Source organism: Microbispora bryophytorum, assembly GCF_043197435.1.
Lineage (GTDB): Bacteria > Actinomycetota > Actinomycetes > Streptosporangiales > Streptosporangiaceae > Microbispora > Microbispora bryophytorum.
In genome coordinates this window covers 1-18,046 of the sequence record NZ_JBICTF010000017.1, presented here as the reverse complement: position 1 = coordinate 18,046, position 18,046 = coordinate 1, and the positions used below count along the sequence as shown (strand labels likewise).

General features: G+C 70.9%; 18 protein-coding genes and 1 pseudogene. 5 read left to right on the top strand and 14 right to left on the bottom strand.

The features are described from left to right. Positions 1–147: 147 nt before the first annotated feature. Both rpsB and ACGFIB_RS36125 read right to left on the bottom strand, forming a co-directional pair. Positions 148–1,098 carry a 30S ribosomal protein S2 gene (gene rpsB / locus ACGFIB_RS36130; protein WP_142575813.1) on the bottom strand — a complete coding sequence of 317 codons (951 nt, stop codon included), beginning with the start codon at positions 1,096–1,098 and terminating at the stop codon, positions 148–150. A 425-nt stretch (positions 1,099–1,523) separates the two neighbouring features. Further along, positions 1,524–3,053, bottom strand: a complete 1,530-nt coding sequence (locus tag ACGFIB_RS36125; RefSeq protein ID WP_393377930.1) for a CoA transferase — start codon at positions 3,051–3,053, stop codon at positions 1,524–1,526. Between the two features lie 305 nt (positions 3,054–3,358). On the opposite strand from ACGFIB_RS36125, the gene ACGFIB_RS36120 reads away from it, so the two are divergent. The 4 genes from ACGFIB_RS36120 to ACGFIB_RS36105 all read left to right on the top strand — a co-directional run bounded on the left by ACGFIB_RS36120 (position 3,359) and on the right by ACGFIB_RS36105 (position 7,924). Then, positions 3,359–3,712 (top strand): YraN family protein, encoded by a 354-nt coding sequence (locus tag ACGFIB_RS36120; RefSeq protein ID WP_191055069.1) that lies wholly within the window; start codon positions 3,359–3,361, stop codon positions 3,710–3,712. A gap of 1 nt (position 3,713) precedes the next feature. Beyond that, on the top strand, positions 3,714–5,426 hold the full coding sequence (locus ACGFIB_RS36115) for a YifB family Mg chelatase-like AAA ATPase (protein WP_393377929.1): 1,713 nt from the start codon (positions 3,714–3,716) through the stop codon (positions 5,424–5,426). Continuing rightward, positions 5,426–6,691 carry a DNA-processing protein DprA gene (dprA, locus tag ACGFIB_RS36110; RefSeq protein ID WP_393377927.1) on the top strand — a complete coding sequence of 422 codons (1,266 nt, stop codon included), beginning with the start codon at positions 5,426–5,428 and terminating at the stop codon, positions 6,689–6,691. The genes ACGFIB_RS36115 and dprA overlap by 1 nt, the downstream gene beginning before the upstream one ends. Positions 6,692–7,003: 312 nt before the next feature. Beyond that, a complete protein-coding gene (locus ACGFIB_RS36105; RefSeq protein WP_393377925.1) occupies positions 7,004–7,924 on the top strand; it encodes a tyrosine recombinase XerC in 921 nt (306 codons plus the stop codon). Positions 7,925–8,296: 372 nt separating this feature from the next. On the opposite strand, the gene ACGFIB_RS36100 is transcribed toward ACGFIB_RS36105, so the two are convergent. From ACGFIB_RS36100 to rpsP, 10 genes are all read right to left on the bottom strand, one after another. Beyond that, positions 8,297–9,238, bottom strand: a complete 942-nt coding sequence (locus ACGFIB_RS36100) for a peptidoglycan DD-metalloendopeptidase family protein (RefSeq protein ID WP_393377922.1) — start codon at positions 9,236–9,238, stop codon at positions 8,297–8,299. Positions 9,239–9,309: 71 nt separating this feature from the next. Then, on the bottom strand, positions 9,310–9,633 hold the full coding sequence (locus ACGFIB_RS36095) for a DUF2469 domain-containing protein (RefSeq protein ID WP_030511723.1): 324 nt from the start codon (positions 9,631–9,633) through the stop codon (positions 9,310–9,312). Positions 9,634–9,687: 54 nt separating this feature from the next. Further along, positions 9,688–10,413, bottom strand: coding sequence for a ribonuclease HII (locus ACGFIB_RS36090; RefSeq protein WP_142575773.1), 726 nt, complete (start codon positions 10,411–10,413; stop codon positions 9,688–9,690). A 78-nt stretch (positions 10,414–10,491) separates the two neighbouring features. After that, positions 10,492–11,235: a signal peptidase I gene (lepB, locus tag ACGFIB_RS36085; RefSeq protein WP_357252729.1), complete on the bottom strand. Its 744-nt coding sequence runs from the start codon at positions 11,233–11,235 to the stop codon at positions 10,492–10,494. Between the two features lie 27 nt (positions 11,236–11,262). After that, positions 11,263–12,111, bottom strand: a complete 849-nt coding sequence (gene lepB / locus ACGFIB_RS36080; protein WP_142575772.1) for a signal peptidase I — start codon at positions 12,109–12,111, stop codon at positions 11,263–11,265. A 108-nt stretch (positions 12,112–12,219) separates the two neighbouring features. Beyond that, complete coding sequence (gene rplS, locus ACGFIB_RS36075; RefSeq protein WP_142575771.1) at positions 12,220–12,585, bottom strand: 50S ribosomal protein L19; 366 nt, start codon at positions 12,583–12,585, stop codon at positions 12,220–12,222. Between the two features lie 153 nt (positions 12,586–12,738). Then, positions 12,739–13,611: a tRNA (guanosine(37)-N1)-methyltransferase TrmD gene (trmD, locus tag ACGFIB_RS36070; protein WP_393377918.1), complete on the bottom strand. Its 873-nt coding sequence runs from the start codon at positions 13,609–13,611 to the stop codon at positions 12,739–12,741. 9 nt (positions 13,612–13,620) lie between these two features. Beyond that, the gene (gene rimM, locus ACGFIB_RS36065) at positions 13,621–14,139 is read right to left on the bottom strand and encodes a ribosome maturation factor RimM (protein ID WP_142575769.1); all 519 of its coding nucleotides are present in this window, start codon (positions 14,137–14,139) and stop codon (positions 13,621–13,623) included. A gap of 166 nt (positions 14,140–14,305) precedes the next feature. Continuing rightward, complete coding sequence (locus ACGFIB_RS36060) at positions 14,306–14,548, bottom strand: RNA-binding protein (protein ID WP_142575768.1); 243 nt, start codon at positions 14,546–14,548, stop codon at positions 14,306–14,308. A 1-nt stretch (position 14,549) separates the two neighbouring features. Further along, on the bottom strand, positions 14,550–15,005 hold the full coding sequence (gene rpsP / locus ACGFIB_RS36055; protein WP_142575767.1) for a 30S ribosomal protein S16: 456 nt from the start codon (positions 15,003–15,005) through the stop codon (positions 14,550–14,552). A gap of 266 nt (positions 15,006–15,271) precedes the next feature. On the opposite strand from rpsP, the gene ACGFIB_RS36050 reads away from it, so the two are divergent. Next, positions 15,272–15,964: a DUF4232 domain-containing protein gene (locus ACGFIB_RS36050; protein WP_393377915.1), complete on the top strand. Its 693-nt coding sequence runs from the start codon at positions 15,272–15,274 to the stop codon at positions 15,962–15,964. A gap of 149 nt (positions 15,965–16,113) precedes the next feature. Here ACGFIB_RS36050 and ffh read toward each other — a convergent pair whose 3' ends face one another. Continuing rightward, positions 16,114–17,661 (bottom strand): signal recognition particle protein, encoded by a 1,548-nt coding sequence (gene ffh, locus ACGFIB_RS36045; protein WP_142575765.1) that lies wholly within the window; start codon positions 17,659–17,661, stop codon positions 16,114–16,116. A gap of 125 nt (positions 17,662–17,786) precedes the next feature. Further along, positions 17,787–18,046: pseudogene (locus ACGFIB_RS36040) on the bottom strand (ATP-binding protein); the annotation flags it as partial.

Below are 18,046 nucleotides of genomic sequence, written 5' to 3'. Positions count from 1 at the left end.
GGCACCCGTGCCGAGTGCCCACCCGGTGAAGCCCTCAGCGCGGCGGGCGTCGCCCTACCGCACCGGAACCAGGTCGCTGCCTGGGAGATTCCCCGCCGTCGCGGCCGGCCTGAGGCGCCGCGCCCGGCGGGGATCCGTGGCCGTTCGTCAGGCCTGCTCGCCCTGCTCGGCGGCCGGAGCCTCAGCAGCCGGAGCGTCGGTGGCCGGAGCCTCGGCGGTCTCGGCGGCCGGAGCCTCCTCGACCTCGGCGGCCGGAGCCTCAGCAGCCGGAGCCTCCGCGACCTCGGCGGCGGGGGCCTCGGCGGCCGGAGCGGCCTCGCCACCCTCCAGGAGCTCACGCTCCCACTCGGCCAGCGGCTCGGCGGCGGCGACACCCGCGGGCTTCTCGTCACCGCGACCGGCGCCCGCACGGGTCATGAGGCCGTCGGCGACGGCGTCGGCGATCACGCGGGTGAGGAGGCTGACGGCGCGGATGGCGTCGTCGTTACCCGGGATCGGGTAGTCGACCTCGTCCGGGTCACAGTTGGTGTCCAGGATCGCGACGACCGGGATGCCGAGCTTCTTGGCCTCGTTGATCGCGATGTGCTCCTTCTTGGTGTCCACGACCCAGACCGCGCTCGGGACACGGGCCATGTCACGGATACCGCCGAGGGTGCGCTCCAGCTTCTCCTTCTCGCGGCGGCGCATCAGGAGCTCCTTCTTGGTGAGCCCGGAGCCGGCCACGTTGTCGAAGTCGAGCTCCTCGAGCTCCTTCAGCCGCTGGAGCCTCTTGTGCACGGTCGAGAAGTTGGTGAGCATGCCGCCCAGCCAGCGCTGGTTCACGTACGGCATGCCGACGCGCGACGCCTGCTCGACGATCGACTCCTGCGCCTGCTTCTTCGTGCCGATGAACATGATGGTGCCGCCGTGCGCGACGGTCTCCTTCACGAAGTCGTAGGCACGGTCGATGAACGACAGCGACTTCTGCAGGTCGATGATGTAGATGCCGTTGCGCTCCGTGAAGATGAAGCGCTTCATCTTCGGGTTCCACCGGCGTGTCTGGTGGCCGAAGTGGACGCCGCTCTCCAGCAGCTGCCGCATCGTGACGACTGGGGCCATGGTCATGGTCCTCCATGGTCGTGTGCCCTCGGGCACGGTCTCGGTTGGTCACGCGGGCGTCTTGCCCGCGCCCTGACGCCCCGGGCCGCTTTCACCGGACACGGTCCGGACCGAGAAGCGGCTCGTGAGTGGGCGTGCGAATTCGGCCCGCCTAGCAGGCCGTCGAACAGTCTACCCGGATCCGCCCCTTCAGTTGACCCTTGCCGGATCAGCACGCCGTCACACCGCCGCGTCACACCGCCGCCGACCCCGCCGACCACCGCGCCGCCGACCCCGCCAGTCACCCCGCCGGCCACCGCGCCGCCGACCCCGCCGGCCACCGTCCCACCACCTCCCCGTGCTCTACCGCGCGTGCCTTCCAGGCATCGCGACGGCCGGACCCGGCAGGCGGCGGGCGGCGGTTGTGTCAAAGGGGACCGTTGTCATCAGGAGGGCGGAGCCCATGCCGCGGGGTGCTCCCCCTGGCGGGGCGGCGGGCTCGTCCAGTGTGGCCGCCTCCCGTCGATGGCACCGGGCGGGGTCACATAGGTGAGCGTGCCGAAGGGGCTGTCCATCGTCGCCAGCAGATCCTCCACCCGCGGCTGCCGCACCCCCGCCCCGTCGATCCTGCCGAGATCGTCGAGCCACGCCGCGGTCCTCGCCAACGACACCTCGACGCGCCACGAGCCGCCTTCGGCCGCCCGCCGGAGCAGCGCCGCGACCGCGCCGAACGCGGCCAGGTAGCCGGTGCCGTGATCGAGAGCCTGCGCGGGCAACGGGCTCGGCCGCAGGCCGTCGCCGTTCTCGTGGGCGATCCCGCATGCCATCTGGACGAGGCTGTCGAATCCCCTCCTTGAGGCCCATGGCCCGCTGGTGCCGTACGCGGAGATGTCGACGCAGACGATGCCGGGCCGCAGGACGGCGAGGTCGTCCGGTCCGAAGCCCCTGGCCCGCAGGGCCCCGGGCCGGTACGCCTGGATGACCACGTCGGCCTGACGGACCAGCTCCCGCAGCTTGTCCGCCTCGGAACGCAGGTCGATGTGGCACGATCGCTTGCCGAACGCCGTCTCCACCACGAGCCCCGGCACCTCGGGCAGATGTGCGGCGCCCACGCGCAGCACGTCCGCCCCGTACGCCGCGAGCGCCCGTGCGGCCACCGGCCCGGCGATCACGCGGGTCAGGTCGAGCACCCGCACGCCGCCGAGTGGCCGCTCCGCCCCTGCCGGAAGCCCGCCGCCGGGGCCGCCGAACATCTGACCTGCCCGCGCGCGGCCGTCCCCGCGGCAGTTCTCGCCGCTGTCGGCCCCGCCGCGGGTTTCGCCGCGCCCGGTCCCGCCGCGTCCGGTCCCGCTCGCCCGGCCGTCTCCGCCGGGCAGCCGGAAGACGCCGACGGGAGGAACACCGGCCAGCGCCCGCGCCTGGGGGTGTGCGAGCCATTCGGCCCTGCTCCGCATGGCCGCCGCGCAGCCGCCCTCGCGAATCACCGCCTCCTCGATCTCCACCGCCCTGCGACCGGCGCACGCCCTGCCGACGTCCTGCCTGCCCGAGCCGGGCGGCAGTCCGAGCGCGCGCACGGCGGCATCACGGTGATGATCGAAGTTGCAGTGGAGCCGGATCCAGCCGTCCGAGGCGCGATAGTCCCCCGACAGCGCGGCCCAGACGTCCATGGCCTTCCCGTCGGCGCGGAAATGCCTCTCGCTCTGGAAGGCCACGGCGGCGTGCCGGACGTCGATCGTCACATCCGGAGCGCCGAGATCGCCGTGCGTGTGCGGCCCACCGCCGGGCCCTTCCACACCGCCCTGCCCAGCACGGGCGGCGTACGCCGCGACGGCGGCGGCCAGGGCGCCTGCCGAGGCCGCGGCCATCGTGCCGAGGGGGAAGACGGACGGCAGGACGGGGTCCTCGCCGATGACCCGGACCTCGGGCAGGGCGACGCCGGCCCCCGCACCCAATTGTCTGATCAGTTTCACGGTCACTGCCGGCTCCTCACTGCAGATGCCCTGCGGCGCCCGATGCCCGGCGGCGTGCTCCATGACGGCGCAGCCGCCTCCTGGGAACCGGGGCAAGTATCCATGCCGGTCGCAGTCTGCCCCCAGACCGGTCTCCCGCTTCCTCTCCCGGCCTCGGCTGTGGACGACAAGAGCCTTCTCGCCGGGCCCACCTGCGATTTCCCCCGCCCGTCCACAGCCGGCGAATCGTGCGGCGGGCTTTTCCACAGAAACAGGTTCGGTGGCACGGGCCGGGGGCCGCTTCGGCGAGTGTCTGCGGCGGAGGTGGTCCCATGGCGGCCAAGGATCGGCTGGGCAAGCAGGGCGAACAACTCGCAGTGACCTTTCTCACGGCGAAGGGCATGCACATACTCGACCGCAACTGGCGCTGCGCGGAGGGCGAGATCGACATCGTCGCCCGTGACGGCAACACGCTGGTGATCGTGGAGGTGAAGACCCGCTCCGGGCGGAGCCACGGCACCGCGTTCGAGGCGGTGACCGGCGAGAAACTGCTGCGCCTGCGGACGCTGGCCGTCAGATGGCTGGCCCTGCACGCGGAGCGTTTCGACACCATACGAATCGACGTGATCGCGCTCGAGCGATTCGCCGGCGACTTCTCGCTCAGGCACGAACGCGGGGTGGTGTGAGATGCCCGTCGCCCGGACCCATTGCGTCGGCCTCGTGGGCGTCACCGGACGCCTCGTGGAGGTCGAAGCCGATGTGGGCCCCGGCATCGCCGGAACACACTTCATCGGGCTTCTCGACACCGCGATCAGCGAAGCCCGGGGACGAGTGAGGTCCGCGCTGATCAACAGCAGGTTCGCCTGGCCCGACGCACGCGTCACCGTGAGCCTGTTCCCGGCCACCTTGCCCAAGCGAGGCTCGATCTTCGACTTGGCCATCGCGATCGCGGTGCTCGGCGCGGCCGGCGCCGTGCCCGCGCAGCGGATCGCGGCGCCGACGTTCCTCGGCGAGCTCGGTCTCGACGGGCGGGTCCGGCCGATCAGAGGCGTGCTGCCCGCCGCGCTCGCCGCCGCTGAGGCGGGGGTGCGCACAGTCGTGGTTCCCGCGCTCAACGCCGCCGAGGCCGCTCTCGTACCCGACCTCACCGTGGTTCCCGTCGCCACTCTCGCCGAACTGGTGGGATGGCTGCGCTCGGGCGACCTGCATCGGCTTCCGGTGGTGGCGGACGCCGCCTCGCTGTCGCAGGACGCCGAGCACGCCGAGCACGATGACCACACCGAGCGAGCCGAGCACTTTGAACACACCGAGCACGGTGAACACGCCGAGCACGGAGAGCGCCCCGGACACCCGGGGCACGCCGGACACGGCGAGCACGGTCGGCGCGTCGAAGACGCGTCGCGTCCATTCGGACCGCACGGCGGCGGCCGGGCCACGCCGGGGCCCGACCTGTGCGACGTGGCCGGGCAGCCGATGGGCCGGAAGGCGCTGGAGGTGTGCGCCGCCGGAGGGCACAACCTCTGGATGCTGGGACCACCGGGGAGCGGCAAGACAATGCTCGCCGAGCGCCTGCCGACCCTGCTGCCGCCGCTCGACCAGAAGTCGGCCCTGGAGGTGTCGGCCATCCATTCGGTGGTGGGAACGCTGCCGCCGGGGCGTCCGCTGCTCACCCGGCCCCCTTTCATGGCACCGCATCACAGCGCCACGATGGCGGCCGTCGTGGGCGGTGGCAGCGGAGGCGTCGTACGGCCCGGAACGGTGTCGCTCGCGCACCGGGGCGTGCTCTTCCTCGACGAGGCGCCGGAGTTCGCGACGACCGTGCTCGACTCCCTGCGACAACCCCTCGAGTCGGGCACGGTGACCATCGCGCGAGCTGTCGGTGCGGTCACGTTTCCCGCGCGGTTCATGCTCGTCCTGGCGGCCAATCCGTGTCCGTGCGGCCTGCAGGGAACGGTTGGACACCCCTGCAAGTGCACCCCTGCGGGACGGCGCCGCTATCTCGACCGGCTCTCCGGGCCGCTGCTGGACCGCGTCGACGTGAAGGTGAAGATCGGCCGGGCCACCCGCGCCGAGTTGCTCGCAGACCGCCACTTCGTGGAGACCAGTGCGACCGTGGCCGAGCGGGTGAGGCTTGCGCGCGAGCGGGCCGCCCGGCGGTTGGCCGGCACTCCCTGGCGTACCAACGCGGAGGTGTCGTCATCCGCGCTGCACCGTGATTTCCGCCTGCCCGACGCCGCGATGGCCCCGCTCCATCGAGGTCTCGACGTGGGCACGCTCAGCGCACGCGGTCTGGATCGCGTGCTCCGCATCTCTTGGACGATCGCGGATCTCACCTGCAAGGACCGTCCGGGCCAGGCCGAGACGTCGGCGGCCCTCGCACTGTGGCTCGGAGTGGATTGATGGAAGCGACTGAGTTCTCCACCACCGGCGACGCGCCGACCGGTATCTCGCAAACGGCAGGCCCCTGCGGCCCGGCTGGGGACGCCGATGAGGCGACCGGTCCCGGAAGGGCGGACCGGCTGGCCCGCGTGGCGATCATGCGAATGGCCGAGGCAGGCGACGCGGTGATGGGCCGGTTGATCGCCCGCTATGGTCCGGTGGACGCGATGGAGCAGGCGAGACGCGGCGTGCTCGACCCGGGCTTCGCGCGTGATGAGAAGGACCGCGCCGAGGCTTCCAGGCGCCACTTGGATCTCGGCCGCCATGCGGCCGCCTGGGCGGCCCGCTACACCGACCCGGCAGGCGACCTGGCGCAGGGCATGCGGCGAGGAGCGCGGCTCGTTGTTCCAAATGACGTCGAATGGCCCACCCAGCTCGACGACCTCGGGGACGGAAGGCCCTTCGGACTGTGGGCGGACGGGCAGGCGAACCTGCGTTTCTCCTGCCTGCGCTCGGTCTCCGTGGTCGGGGCCAGGGCCGCGACCGCGTACGGCACGACCGTGGCGGCCGAGTTCGCCATGAGTCTCGGCGGGCGCGGGTGGACGGTGATCAGCGGTGGCGCCTACGGGATCGACGGCGCCGCCCACCGGGGCGCGCTGGCGTCCGGAACGCCGACGGTCGTCGTGCTCGCCTGCGGGACGGACGTGTGCTACCCCAGCGCGCACGAGGACCTGTTCCATGCCGTGCGCCGGCAGGGCGTGGTGATCAGTGAGTGGCCGCCGGGCGCGCACCCCACCCGGCTGCGGTTCCTCATCCGCAATCGGGTGATCGCCGCTTTGTCCCGAGGGACCGTCGTCGTGCAGGCCGCCGCCCGCAGCGGTGCGCTCAACACGGCCACTCATGCCTGGAGCCTGAACCGGCAGCTGATGGCCGTGCCCGGTCCCATCACCACAGAGGTCTCCGCGGGCTGCCACGTCCTGATCCGTCAGGGCAAGGCCGTCTGCGTCACCTCGGCCGAGGAGATCATCGAGTTGGTCGGTTCCATCGGTGACGACCTCGCGCCTGAGCAACGCGGGCCCGTGCAACCTCGGGACGGGCTCAACGACGAGACCAGGCGTGTGCTCGAAGCGATCCCCGCACGGGGCGCCACAGGTCCCGCCGTGATCGCCGTCGCCGCCGGTGTGGACATCGGGACGGCGCTCGCCTGCCTCGGCGCTCTGGCCGCAGCGGGGTTCGTCGAGAACGTGGACCGAGGGTGGCGGCTGCGGCCCGCCGCGCGCCGCTGAGGGCAGCGCGCGTCATCATGGCGTGGGACAGGGTGCCATGGACGACACGCAATGAGCCAGCGCGCAGCGGGACACGGCGCAATCAGGCAGGGTGCAATCAGGGCAGGACGCGATAAGACAGGGTGCAATCAGGCAGGGTGCAGTCAGGCAAGGCGCGATAAGACAGGGCGCGGTAAGGCACGGCCCAACGGGGCACGGAGGATCCTCGTCGTCGCGCGATCGCGACAACGAGAGCCACCAGGCTCAGGCTCACCCGCGGGCGACGTCGGCGCCGCCCGCATCGAGCCGGAGGCGAGAGGGAAGGACGACGTCGTGGCAGCGGGCGAAGGGCAGGGACTCGGGGAGTTCGACACCGTCATCGAGCAGTTCGAGCGACATCTGCGTCTCGAACGGGACCTGTCGCCGCACACGCTGAGGGCCTATCTCGGAGACATCTCCTCGCTGTTCGCGCACATGAAGGCCGCCGGGCACGACGACGTATCCGCTCTTGACGTCACCCTCCTGCGTGACTGGCTGGGGGACCAGCACCAGGCCGGACGATCGAGGGCGACACTGGCCCGCCGTTCCGCCTGCGCCCGGGTCTTCACCGCCTTCTGCCACCGACGGGGATGGCTGACGAGTGACCCCGGGCTGCTCCTCGGCACGGCGAAGGCCGAACGCCGGCTGCCGAAGGTGCTGGACCAGACTGAGGCCGAGGCCGTCCTGTCCACGCAGGGGCCGGGCGACGCGAGGGACCTGCGTGATCGGGCGATGCTGGAGCTGCTGTACGCGACCGGCATGCGGGTGGGCGAGTTGTGCGGCCTCGACGTGGACGACGTGGACCGAGACCGCCGGACGGTCCGCGTGCTGGGCAAGGGACGCAAGGAGCGGACGGTTCCCTTCGGACTGCCCGCCCTTCAGGCCCTGGACGCCTGGTGCGTGCGGGGCAGGCCCCTGTGGATCCGCGAAGGAAGCGGCCCCGCGCTCTTCCTCGGCGTTCGCGGAGGCCGGATCGACCAGGGCACTGTCCGGCGTGTCGTGCATGCCCGTCTGGCCCATGTCGAGGGGACGCCCGACATGGGCCCGCACGGGCTGCGCCATACCGCCGCCACCCATCTGCTCGAAGGCGGGGCCGACCTGCGATCTGTGCAGGAGATGCTCGGGCACGCCTCTCTGGCCACCACACAGATCTACACGCACGTGTCCATCGAGCGGTTGCGGGCCGCCTACCGTCAGGCGCATCCCCGCGCCTGACGGAAAACGGCTGAGAACCGCCTCCGAGCACCGCGCCTGAGCGGCATGCCTGAGCACGGTGCCCAAGCGGCTGAACGCGACGGGTAAGCACCATGCCGGAGCGGTGGAGCGCCGCCACGCCTGAGCCCGGCGCCCTAGCAGCGGGGCGCAACGCCTGAGCACCGTGCCTAAGCGGTGGAGCGCGACGCCTGAGCATCGTGTCCAAGCGGCTGAGCACCACACGTGAGCGACACAGCCAGGCGGCGCCATCATCAGGCCCCGCCCGGACCAGGAGGGCCCGCCTGTCACGCCGCCTCAGCACTGACGACCCTGCTGTCACGGCCTGCTGTCACGACCCTGCTGTCAGGAGCCTGCTGTGACGCCTCTCGGTCGTCACGACGGCCGGCGGGCCTCGCCGACGCGCCAGCGGGGCAGAAGGCGGACCTGCCCTCGGCCGAACAGGAGGAGCGGGTCAAGGTAGAGACGTCCGCGCAAGAGTCCCCAGTGCAGGCAGACAGTGGTGCAGTGAGCGACGGCGTCCTCCTCGACGATGCCGATGACCTGACCGGCCGCGACGACGTCGCCCGGCCGGACCAGGGCGCGGACCGGCAGGTAGGTGGTGCGCAGGCCTTCGGAGTGGGAGATGGTCACGACACCCCGGCCTGCGACCCGCTCCGCCAGGCCGACGACTCCCGGTCCTGTGGCCATGACCTTCTCTCCGGGCCGCACGGCCAGGTCCACGCCTCTGTGGCCGGCGAGCCACCGCTGTGGGGGCGGATCGAAGCCCCTGATCGGACGTGCGGGCATGGCAAGCGGCCACCGCCAGCCGGACGCGTCTCCACGCGGCCCCGTCATGTCCGGCGCGACCGACCCATCCGACCCGTCCGGCGCGACCGGCGCGGTCGACCCGTCCGGCCCCACCCGCTGCGCGTTCCCGCGAGCGCGGGCCATTCCCACCGGCACGGCCTGCTCAACCCGGTACGGAACGGCCTCCTCAGCCAGGTCCGGGCCGGCCGGTGATCCGTCTATCGGTTCGATGGACCGAGCCGATCCGAACGTCCTGGCGCCCTCGAACCGGGTCTCCCCCGCCGACAATGCGTCCGCGATTCGGGGCGCCGCGACCGGCAATGCGTTCGCGGGCCGGGACGCGCCCGACGGCAACGGATCGGTGGGCCGGTGGGCCAAGACCCGCACAGCCCGGGGCGCCCTCGTGCTCGTGGCCGCGTACGGTGCCACGGTGCCTGTGGCGGCCACGAGCCGGACGGCGCCGGATGGCCACCGGGCGAGAGCCATGGTCACCAGGACCAGTACGAGCACGTAGGCAATGAGACGCATGCCACGACGATGCGCCCCCGAGGCTCACGCAGAGCGGCCGAACGCCGTTCTGGGGACAAGGCCGCGCACGATCAGCTCGAGAAGCCCTCCTTGGGCATCTCGAGGTCGGGCTTGGCCAGTTCCTCGACGTTGACGTCCTTGAAGGTCACAACCCGCACGTTCTTCACGAAGCGGGCCGGGCGATACATGTCCCAGACCCAGGCGTCCTGCATCTTGACGTCGAAGAAGACATCGCCGTTCTCGGCCGTGCGGACGTCCAGATCGACGGAGTTGGTGAGATAGAAGCGCCGCTCGGTCTCGACCACGTAGGTGAACAGGCCGACCACGTCGCGGTACTCCCGGTAGAGCTGCAGCTCCATCTCGGTCTCATACTTTTCGAGATCTTCCGCGCTCATCCCGGTCCTCCTCTGCCGCTCCCCGTCGGGATCCCACTGTCGAGGCCGTCCCGTTCAGACGACACCGGTCCCAACCTCATTCTCGCGCATGTCCTCATCCTGCCCCGTCCACAGGCTCCCCGCCGGGATCCTTGTCCCACGAGTCACCCTGGCCACCGTCACGAACGAGAACCGATGGTGGGGACTCGGCCCATGCCGCGCCAGGGCCCTGCGATGGCCCAGGGTGACGTAGCCCTTGTGCAGGGCGAAGCCGTACTGCGGATAGACCTCGTCGAGCCCGTGCATCAACCGGTCCCTCGACACCTTCGCCACAATCGAGGCCGCCGCCACGCACGCGGCGACCTGGTCCCCCTTCCACACGGCCAGCGACGGCGCGGGCAGCCCGGCCACCGGGAAACCGTCCACGAGGACGTAACCGGGGACGAGCCCCAGGCCGGCGACGGCCCGCCGCATCCCCGCGACGTTGCACTTGTGCAGGCCGCGCGAGTCGATCTCCTCGGGAGGAATCACGACCACGCTCACGGCCCGGGCCGTCGCCGTGATCCGCTCGTAGAGGCGCTCGCGGACGGCCTCGGTCAGAAGCTTGGAGTCGTTCAGCCCGTCGATCTCCCGTCCCAGCACGACCGCGGCGACGACCAGCGGCCCGGCGCAGGCGCCGCGACCGGCCTCGTCCACCCCGGCGACCGGCGTGAACCCCCGCCGGGCCAGGGCCCGCTCGTAGCCGTAGAGTCCGGAGTCCCGTCGTACGACACTCGGGCGCGGGCGATAGGCAGCTGTCATGACGACAAGCAGATTACGCCCCATTCGGGACCAGCGATACGGCCGGAACCACCGCCGACGGCAAAGGCACAGGTGAGATCAGCGTACGGCGGAGAAAGTGTCGGGCCGGGAGAGCAACGAGATCCGGTTCAGCGGCCAGTAGCGCACGAACGCCCGCCCGGTGACGTCGTCCTCGGAGATCGTGCCGTAGTGCCCGTCGTCCGGGTAGAAGCGCGAGTCCGCCGAGTTGTTCCGGTGGTCGCCCATCAGCCACAACCGCCCCATGGGGACCTTGACGTCGAACTCTCGGTCGGAGGGCTTGGCTCCGGGGTAGAGGTACTTGCCCTCCTCATCCAGCGGGGTCCCGTTCACGGTGATGCGGTGCTTGGCGTCGCAGCACTTCACGTGGTCGCCGCCCACCCCGATCACTCGCTTGATCGTGTCCTCGCCGTTCCAGCCCTTGAAGACCACGATGTCGCCGCGCTCCACCGGCCCGAGCTTGTACGCGAGCTTGTTGACCACCACGTAGTCGTCGACCAGCAGCGTGTTCTGCATCGACTCCGACGGGATGTAGAACGACTGCAGCAGGAAGGTGTGAACCAGCAGGGCGACGACGACTCCGCCGAGCACGTACAGGAGGGTCTCAAGAAGGCCGGAGCCCTTCCTCTTCGCGGGCCGGGCCTTCTTCCCGGCGGTGGCCCGCTCGCCCTCGCCTGCCCCGCCCGCGGCCGCCTCACTCACGCCCGCCTCACTCACGGCCACCTGCTCAGCAGGTTCCTCCGGAACGCCGGCGGAGCCGACCGGCCGGGCGGTGCCTAAGCGACTCTCGTCGGACTCTCCCACGGCTGCCTCCTCCGGCTCTGTCACGTCCTACCGTCGCCTCACCAGGCGCCGGCGCAGGGCCACCAGCGGCAGCGCCCCCGCGAAGCCCGCGACGAACGGAGCGGTCCCCAGGGCCGCCTGGAGCGCCGGCTGCGCGAACGTCTCCGGAATCGGCAAGATCTTGGCCCGGTTGAACGGCCAGACGATGACGAAGGCGCGGCCGATCACCTTGTCGGCGGGAATGGTGCCGCCGCCCGGGTCGCCCATGTGCAAGCGGGAATCCCAGGAAACCGAGCGGTGGTCGCCCATCACCCACAGGCGGTCCGGCGGGACGGTGACCTCGAACTCGCGTCCGGACGGCTCATCGCCGGGATACAGGTACGACTTCTCGTTCAGCGGCACGCCGTTCACCGTGACCCGGCCCTGCTCGTCACAGCATTTGACCTTGTCGCCCGGCACGCCGATGACCCGCTTGATGTAGTCCTTCTCCCCCGGCACGACCCCGAACGCGGTGCCGAGCCAGCGCAGCCCGGCCGCGATGGGGTTGGACGGCGCCTCGAGCTTCACCTCGGGGTCCCAGGAATCCACGCCGGAGAACACGACGACGTCGCCGCGCTCGATGTCGCGTACGTGGTAGACCAGCTTGTTGACCAGCACCCGGTCGTTGATGAGAAGCGTGTCCTCCATCGACTCGGACGGGATGTAGAACGCCTGGACCACGAAGGACTTGATCAGCAGGGCCAGAGCGAGGGCGACCACGATCAGGACGGGCAACTCCCGCCAGAACGAGCCTTTCTTCTTTCCGTCCTCGGCGTTCTGCTTGACGTCTTCGGCGACCACGTCCACCCCGTCCTCGGCAGGGCGACGCGTGCCCGGCCCCTGTCCCTCGCTAGTCATCGCTGCTGAGCCTAGATGATGTCCGTGACGGCGAGCGCCGGGGACACCGCATCACCGGCAAAAAGAAAGTGGCCCGCGCCTGAGGCACGGACCACGATCTCCAAAGCCTTACTTGGCGGCCGGCTGCGCCTCGCGCTTCTCGCGAATGCGCGCGGCCTTTCCTCGCAGGTCGCGCATGTAGTACAGCTTGGCCCGGCGGACGTCGCCGCGGGTCACCAAGGTGATCTTCTCGATTACGGGGCTGTGAACCGGGAAGGTGCGCTCGACTCCGACGCCGTAGCTGACCTTGCGGACCGTGAACGTCTCACGGATGCCACCGCCCTGGCGGCGCAGGACGAAGCCCTTGAACACCTGGATGCGGGACCGGTTGCCCTCGACGACGCGGACGTGGACCTCCAGCGTGTCACCCGGGCGGAAGGCCGGTACGTCGCTGCGAAGGGCAGCCTTCTCGATCTCCTGGATCTGCGTGTGCATGGCGGCGGTTCCTCATTGACATGGGCACACGGAGGTCCACCCGGCCGGCCTGGAGGCTCGGCGACGAGGGGGACACGCGTGCTTGGCTTGATACGTCTTGTCTGCCACATTCAGCCGGGCGCACCCGGCCATACCCAAGTAGGCAGCAGCGATTCAGTCTGCCACATCTTCGGGCGCTGCGCGAAACCCGGGGCGGAACACGGCGTGAGAATCGGCGTGAGACTCGGCGGCGGAACGGCGCTCCTCGAGACGTTCCTCGAACTCCTCGATGACGCGCCGGTCGTGCTTGTCGAGGCCGTCCCGGTCCAGCCTGGCGACCAGCTCCGGCCTCCGGTCCAGCGTGCGGCGCAACGCCTCGTCGCGCCGCCACCGGGCGATCCTGCCGTGATGACCCGACAGCAGGACCTCCGGCACCTCGTGCCCACGCCAGACGGGGGGCTTGGTGTAGACGGGGCCTTCCAGCAGGTTGGCCATGGCCCCCGGCGCGAAGGAGTCGTCGGCGACGGAACGCGCGTTGCCGAGGACCCCCGGCAGCAGCCTCCCCACGGCCTCGACCATCACCAGGACGGCCGCCTCTCCCCCGGCTAAGACGTAGTCGCCGATGCTGACCTCGTCGGTGCGCAGACGCTCGCCGTACTCGGCGACGACGCGGGAGTCGATGCCCTCGTACCGAGCGGGGGCGAACAGCAGCCACGGCTCGTCGGCGTACTCCAGCGCCACTTCCTGGGTGAACGGCCGGCCGCTCGGCGTGGGGACGATCAGCCGGGGCAGCGCGTCCTCCCCGCGTGCGGCGCGTCCGTCCTCGATCACCGCGTCGACGGCCTCACCCCAGACCTCCGGCTTCATCACCATGCCGGGGCCCCCGCCGTACGGCGTGTCGTCCACGGTGTTATGGACGTCGTGCGTCCAGTCGCGGAGCTGGTGGAGGTGGATGTCGAGGATGCCGCGCTCGCGGGCCTTGCCCATGAGGGAGACGTCGAGCGGAGCGAAATACTCCGGGAAGATCGAGATGATGTCGACGCGCATCTGCGGCCTCTACTCCACCTCTGCGGCGTCGAGCAGGCCGGGCGGTGCGTCGACGACGAGGATTCCCTTGCCGAGGTCGATCTCGGGCACGAGTGCCTTGACGAACGGGACGTACGCCTCGTCGCGGGAGGGACGGGCCACCACGAGCAGGTCCTGTCCGTGATGGAGGACGTCGCTGACCTCGCCGACGCGCTCGCCCTCGGTGGTGACCACCGTCAGGCCGATCAGTTCGTGGTCGTGGAACTCGTCGGGGTCCTCGATCGGCGGCAGGTCCGTGGAGTCCACGACGAGCAGCGTGTCGCGCAGCGCCTCCGCCGCCTCCCTGCCCTCCACACCGGCCAGGGTCAGCAGCAGGATGCCCTTGTGCCACCGGGCCCGCTCCACCGTCAGCGGACCGGCCGGCGCCGGGTCGGTGACCAGCGTCACCCCCGGAGCGAAGCGCAGATCGGGCTCGTCGGTGCGCACCTCGACCGTGACCTCGCCCCGCACGCCGTGCGGGCGGCCGATCCTGCCCACGACTAGCTGCACTTGTCGCCTACCTCCGCTGCCGCTTCACCGCGACTTCTACCCGACGGTCCGGACGCCACCGCCCAGACCGGTCTTTCACCGTGAACCGCCCAGAAGAGGTCGGTTCGAAGCCGGAAAACACGTCCGGGGGACCCCGGTGCGGGGTCCCCCGGACACGTCGTTCGGCTCAGCGCGCCTCTTCCAGGTCGACCAGGTCGATCCGCACGTACTTGCCGTTCGACAACGCGTTCACGACGGTGCGCAACGCCTTCGCCGTACGGCCGCCGCGGCCGATGACCTTGCCGAGGTCGTCGGGATGCACCCGGACCTCGAGAACGCGCCCGGTGCGAATGCGCCGTGCGCGGACCCGGACGTCATCCGGATGCTCGACGATGCCCTTGACCAAGTGCTCGAGGACCTCCTCGAGCACCTCAGGCCTCGCCTTCCGACTTCTCCTCCGCGGCCGGGGCCTCGGTGGTCTCTTCGGCCTTCACGGTCTTCTTGGCCTTCTTCGGCGTGGTGGCCGCGGCGGCGGCGTCGCCCGACAGCGACTCCTTGGCCGCGGCCTCGTACGCCGCGTGCCGGTCCGGCTTGGGCTCGGCGACCAGGAGCGGCGTGGCGGGGGCGGGCTCGCCCTTGAACTGCTGCCAGTCGCCGGTCAGCTTGAAGATCTTCAGGACCGGGTCGGTCGGCTGCGCGCCGACGCCCAGCCAGTACTGCACCCGCTCGGAGTTCACCTCGATGCGCGAGGGGTTCTCCTTCGGGTGGTACAGGCCGATCTCCTCGATGGCGCGGCCGTCCCGCTTGTTCCGGGCGTCGGCGACGACGATGCGGTACTGCGGGTTGCGGATCATACCGAGCCGCTTGAGCTTGATCTTGACTGCCACGGGTGTGGTCTCTCCTGCATTAGAGCGTGGGTGAGCGGTGTCTCATCGAGTGGGGCACGATGGGAGCCCGCCCGAGGGACAGGCGCGACCGGCGGGGGTGAGAGGGCACCCGCGTAGTCACGATGTTCCAGCCTGACATTCTGCCAGATGATTCCCCATGCTCCGCAAAGAACGGTCCCGACCCCGCCCTGATTTCGGCACGGATCCGCCCATGGCTCCGGAATGCGCCTGCGAACTGATCGCGCGTACGGGCCGTCAAACTTGTCATGCGAGTTGCGAACAGTACCCTCACGGCCGCAGCGGCGGCCCTCGCCCTGCTGGCCGCCGGCTGCGGCACGGGCACCACGCCCTCCGCGGCCGCCGCTCCCCCGGCCAGGACGACGACCCCGCACACGACGATCCCGCACACGGCGACCCCGCCCGCCGCGGACCCGGGACGGGCCACCGCCGCGAGCGCGGCGTCCGCCCGGTACGGCGCCGCGGCGCGAACCACGGCCACAGGAAGCACGACCACACAAAGCACAGCCACACGACGCACGGGCGCCGCCTCCCAGCGGTGCCGTACGACGGGCCTGCGGGCCCGGGTGGGACGGCAGGACCCGGGCGCGGGCAACCGCTACGCGCCGCTCGTGCTTACCAACACGTCGGGCAAGACCTGCTGGGTGTACGGCTTCGTCGGGCTCGTCCTCATCGACGGCCGGGGCGACGTGCTGCGCACGCGCACCCGTCGCGAGAGCGTCACCCCGCATCGGGTGTCGCTGCGCCCCGGGGCGAGCGCCCATGCCCGGCTCCACTGGACCGTGGTGCCGAGCGGGCACGAGACCCGGTGCCCCTCCTCGGCCCGGCTGATGATCATTCCGCCGGACGAGGTGGCGCACCTGGAGGTTCCGTTCCCCGCGACGGTGTGCGACGACGGCAGGATCGACGCCAGGCCGATGGCCCCAGGCGCCAGCCTCTGACGGCACCGCGCGAGCCCCTGACGGGCACCGCGCGAGCCCACGGGCACGGCGCCAGCCTCTGACGGCACCACGCCAGCCTCGGAGGGGCCCAGGACACGACGCGACCGCGGCGCCGCCCGCCGACAACCGGCGGGCGCGCGGTCCGGTCGTCAGTTCTGGCCGGGCAGCTTCAGCTTCGACGGGTCGAAGCCGGGCGGCAGCTCCAGGCCGGGAGGCAGCTGGCCGCCGCCGAGGTTGCCGAGCAGGCCCTTGGGCGGCTTCGGAGTGTCCGAGGACGACGCGTTCGCGCCGGTCTTGCCGAGCGCGGCCTTGCGCGGGTCGCCGCTGACGCGGCGGCCCTTCTTGGGCTTCTGCGCCTTCTGCTTGCGCCCGCCGGGCATGCCCGGGATGCCCATGCCCTGGGTCATCCGCTTCATCATCTTCTGCGCCTCGAAGAAGCGGACCACCAGGTTGTTCACCTCGGTGACCGTCACGCCCGAGCCCTTGGCGATGCGGGCCCGGCGCGAGCCGTTGATGATTTTCGGCTCCTGCCGCTCGCCGGGCGTCATGGAGCGGATGATCGCCGCGATGCGGTCCAGGTCGCGGTCGTCGACCTGGTTGAGCTGATCGCGCATCTGCCCCATGCCCGGCATCATGCCGAGCAGGTTCTTGATGGGTCCCATGCGACGGACCATCATCATCTGCTCGAGGAAGTCCTCCAGCGTGAAGCCGTCCCCGGAGACGAGCTTGCCCGCCATCTTGGCGGCTTCCTGCTCGTCGAACGTCTTCTGCGCCTGCTCGATCAGGGTGAGGATGTCACCCATGTCGAGGATCCGGCCCGCCATGCGGTCGGGGTGGAAGGCGTCGAAGTCCTCGAGCTTCTCACCGGTGCTGGCGAACATGATCGGCCGGCCGGTGACGTGCCGCACCGACAGGGCGGCGCCGCCTCGGGCGTCGCCGTCGAGCTTGGTCAGCACCACGCCGTCAAAGCCGACGCCGTCCATGAACGCGCGAGCCGTGCTCACCGCGTCCTGACCGATCATGGCGTCGAGCACGAACAGGACCTCGTCGGGCGTGACCGCGTCGCGGATGTCGGCGGCCTGCTTCATCAGCTCCTGGTCGATGCCGAGGCGGCCGGCGGTGTCGACGACGACCACGTCGTGCTGCTGACGGCGCGCGTGGTCCAGCGACTGCCGGGCCACCGCGACGGGGTCGCCCACGCCGTTGCCCGGCTCGGGGGCGTACACCGCCACCCCGGCCCGCTCGGCCATGACGGCGAGCTGCTGCACCGCGTTGGGCCGCTGCAGGTCGCAGGCGACGAGCAGCGGAGCGTGCCCCTGGTCGCGCAGCCACTTGGCGAGCTTGCCGGCCAGGGTCGTCTTACCGGAGCCCTGGAGACCGGCCAGCATGATCACGGTCGGCGGGGTCTTGGCGTAGCGCAGTCGCCGCGTCTCGCCGCCCAGCACCTCGATGAGCTCGTCGTTGACGATCTTCACGACCTGCTGTGCGGGGTTGAGCGCCTGGGAGACCTCGACGCCGCGGGCCCGCTCCTTGACCCGGGCCACGAATTCCTTCACGACCGGCAGCGCGACATCCGCCTCAAGCAGCGCGATGCGGATCTCGCGGCAGGTCGCGTCGATGTCGGCGTCGGAAAGCCTGCCTTTGGACCGAAGGGAGGAGAAGACCGAAGTCAGCCGGTCGGAAAGCGTCTCGAACACGTGTTTGGCCAGCCTCGAAGCGAGTGGACGGGTCGGTGAACCATCAGTCTCCCCAGACTATCCGCCCGCACGCCCTTCACGCCCGTGCCGACGGGGCGAGATCGCCGGTCCGGCCCGTTCGGTCCTCACCGGACCGCGCTCACGTGGGAGGTCAGCGCGTGTTCGACGAGGGTGATCAGGGCGCTCTTGACCGACTCGCGGTCGCGGGCGTCGGTGCGGACGATCGGGACCTGGGGCGACAGCGTCAGGGCCTCGCGCAGTTCGCCCTCACCGTGGGTGTACTCCCCGTTGAAGCCGTTGACGCCGACGACGAAGGGCAGACGCGCCTCCTCGAAGTAGTCCACCGCGGGGAAACTGTCGGCCAACCGCCGCGTGTCGACCAGCA

Excerpts from the sequence above, each read along its gene's own strand:
- rpsB (WP_142575813.1), bottom strand. The coding sequence starts at position 1,098 with ATGGCCCCAGTCGTCACGATGCGGCAGCTGCTGGAGAGCGGCGTCCAC.
- ACGFIB_RS36120 (WP_191055069.1), top strand. The coding sequence starts at position 3,359 with ATGGCGGCCAAGGATCGGCTGGGCAAGCAGGGCGAACAACTCGCAGTG.
- ACGFIB_RS36115 (WP_393377929.1), top strand. The coding sequence starts at position 3,714 with ATGCCCGTCGCCCGGACCCATTGCGTCGGCCTCGTGGGCGTCACCGGA.
- dprA (WP_393377927.1), top strand. The coding sequence starts at position 5,426 with ATGGAAGCGACTGAGTTCTCCACCACCGGCGACGCGCCGACCGGTATC.
- ACGFIB_RS36100 (WP_393377922.1), bottom strand. The coding sequence starts at position 9,238 with ATGCGTCTCATTGCCTACGTGCTCGTACTGGTCCTGGTGACCATGGCT.
- ACGFIB_RS36095 (WP_030511723.1), bottom strand. The coding sequence starts at position 9,633 with ATGAGCGCGGAAGATCTCGAAAAGTATGAGACCGAGATGGAGCTGCAG.
- ACGFIB_RS36090 (WP_142575773.1), bottom strand. The coding sequence starts at position 10,413 with ATGACAGCTGCCTATCGCCCGCGCCCGAGTGTCGTACGACGGGACTCC.
- lepB (WP_142575772.1), bottom strand. The coding sequence starts at position 12,111 with ATGACTAGCGAGGGACAGGGGCCGGGCACGCGTCGCCCTGCCGAGGAC.
- rplS (WP_142575771.1), bottom strand. The coding sequence starts at position 12,585 with ATGCACACGCAGATCCAGGAGATCGAGAAGGCTGCCCTTCGCAGCGAC.
- trmD (WP_393377918.1), bottom strand. The coding sequence starts at position 13,611 with ATGCGCGTCGACATCATCTCGATCTTCCCGGAGTATTTCGCTCCGCTC.
- ACGFIB_RS36050 (WP_393377915.1), top strand. The coding sequence starts at position 15,272 with ATGCGAGTTGCGAACAGTACCCTCACGGCCGCAGCGGCGGCCCTCGCC.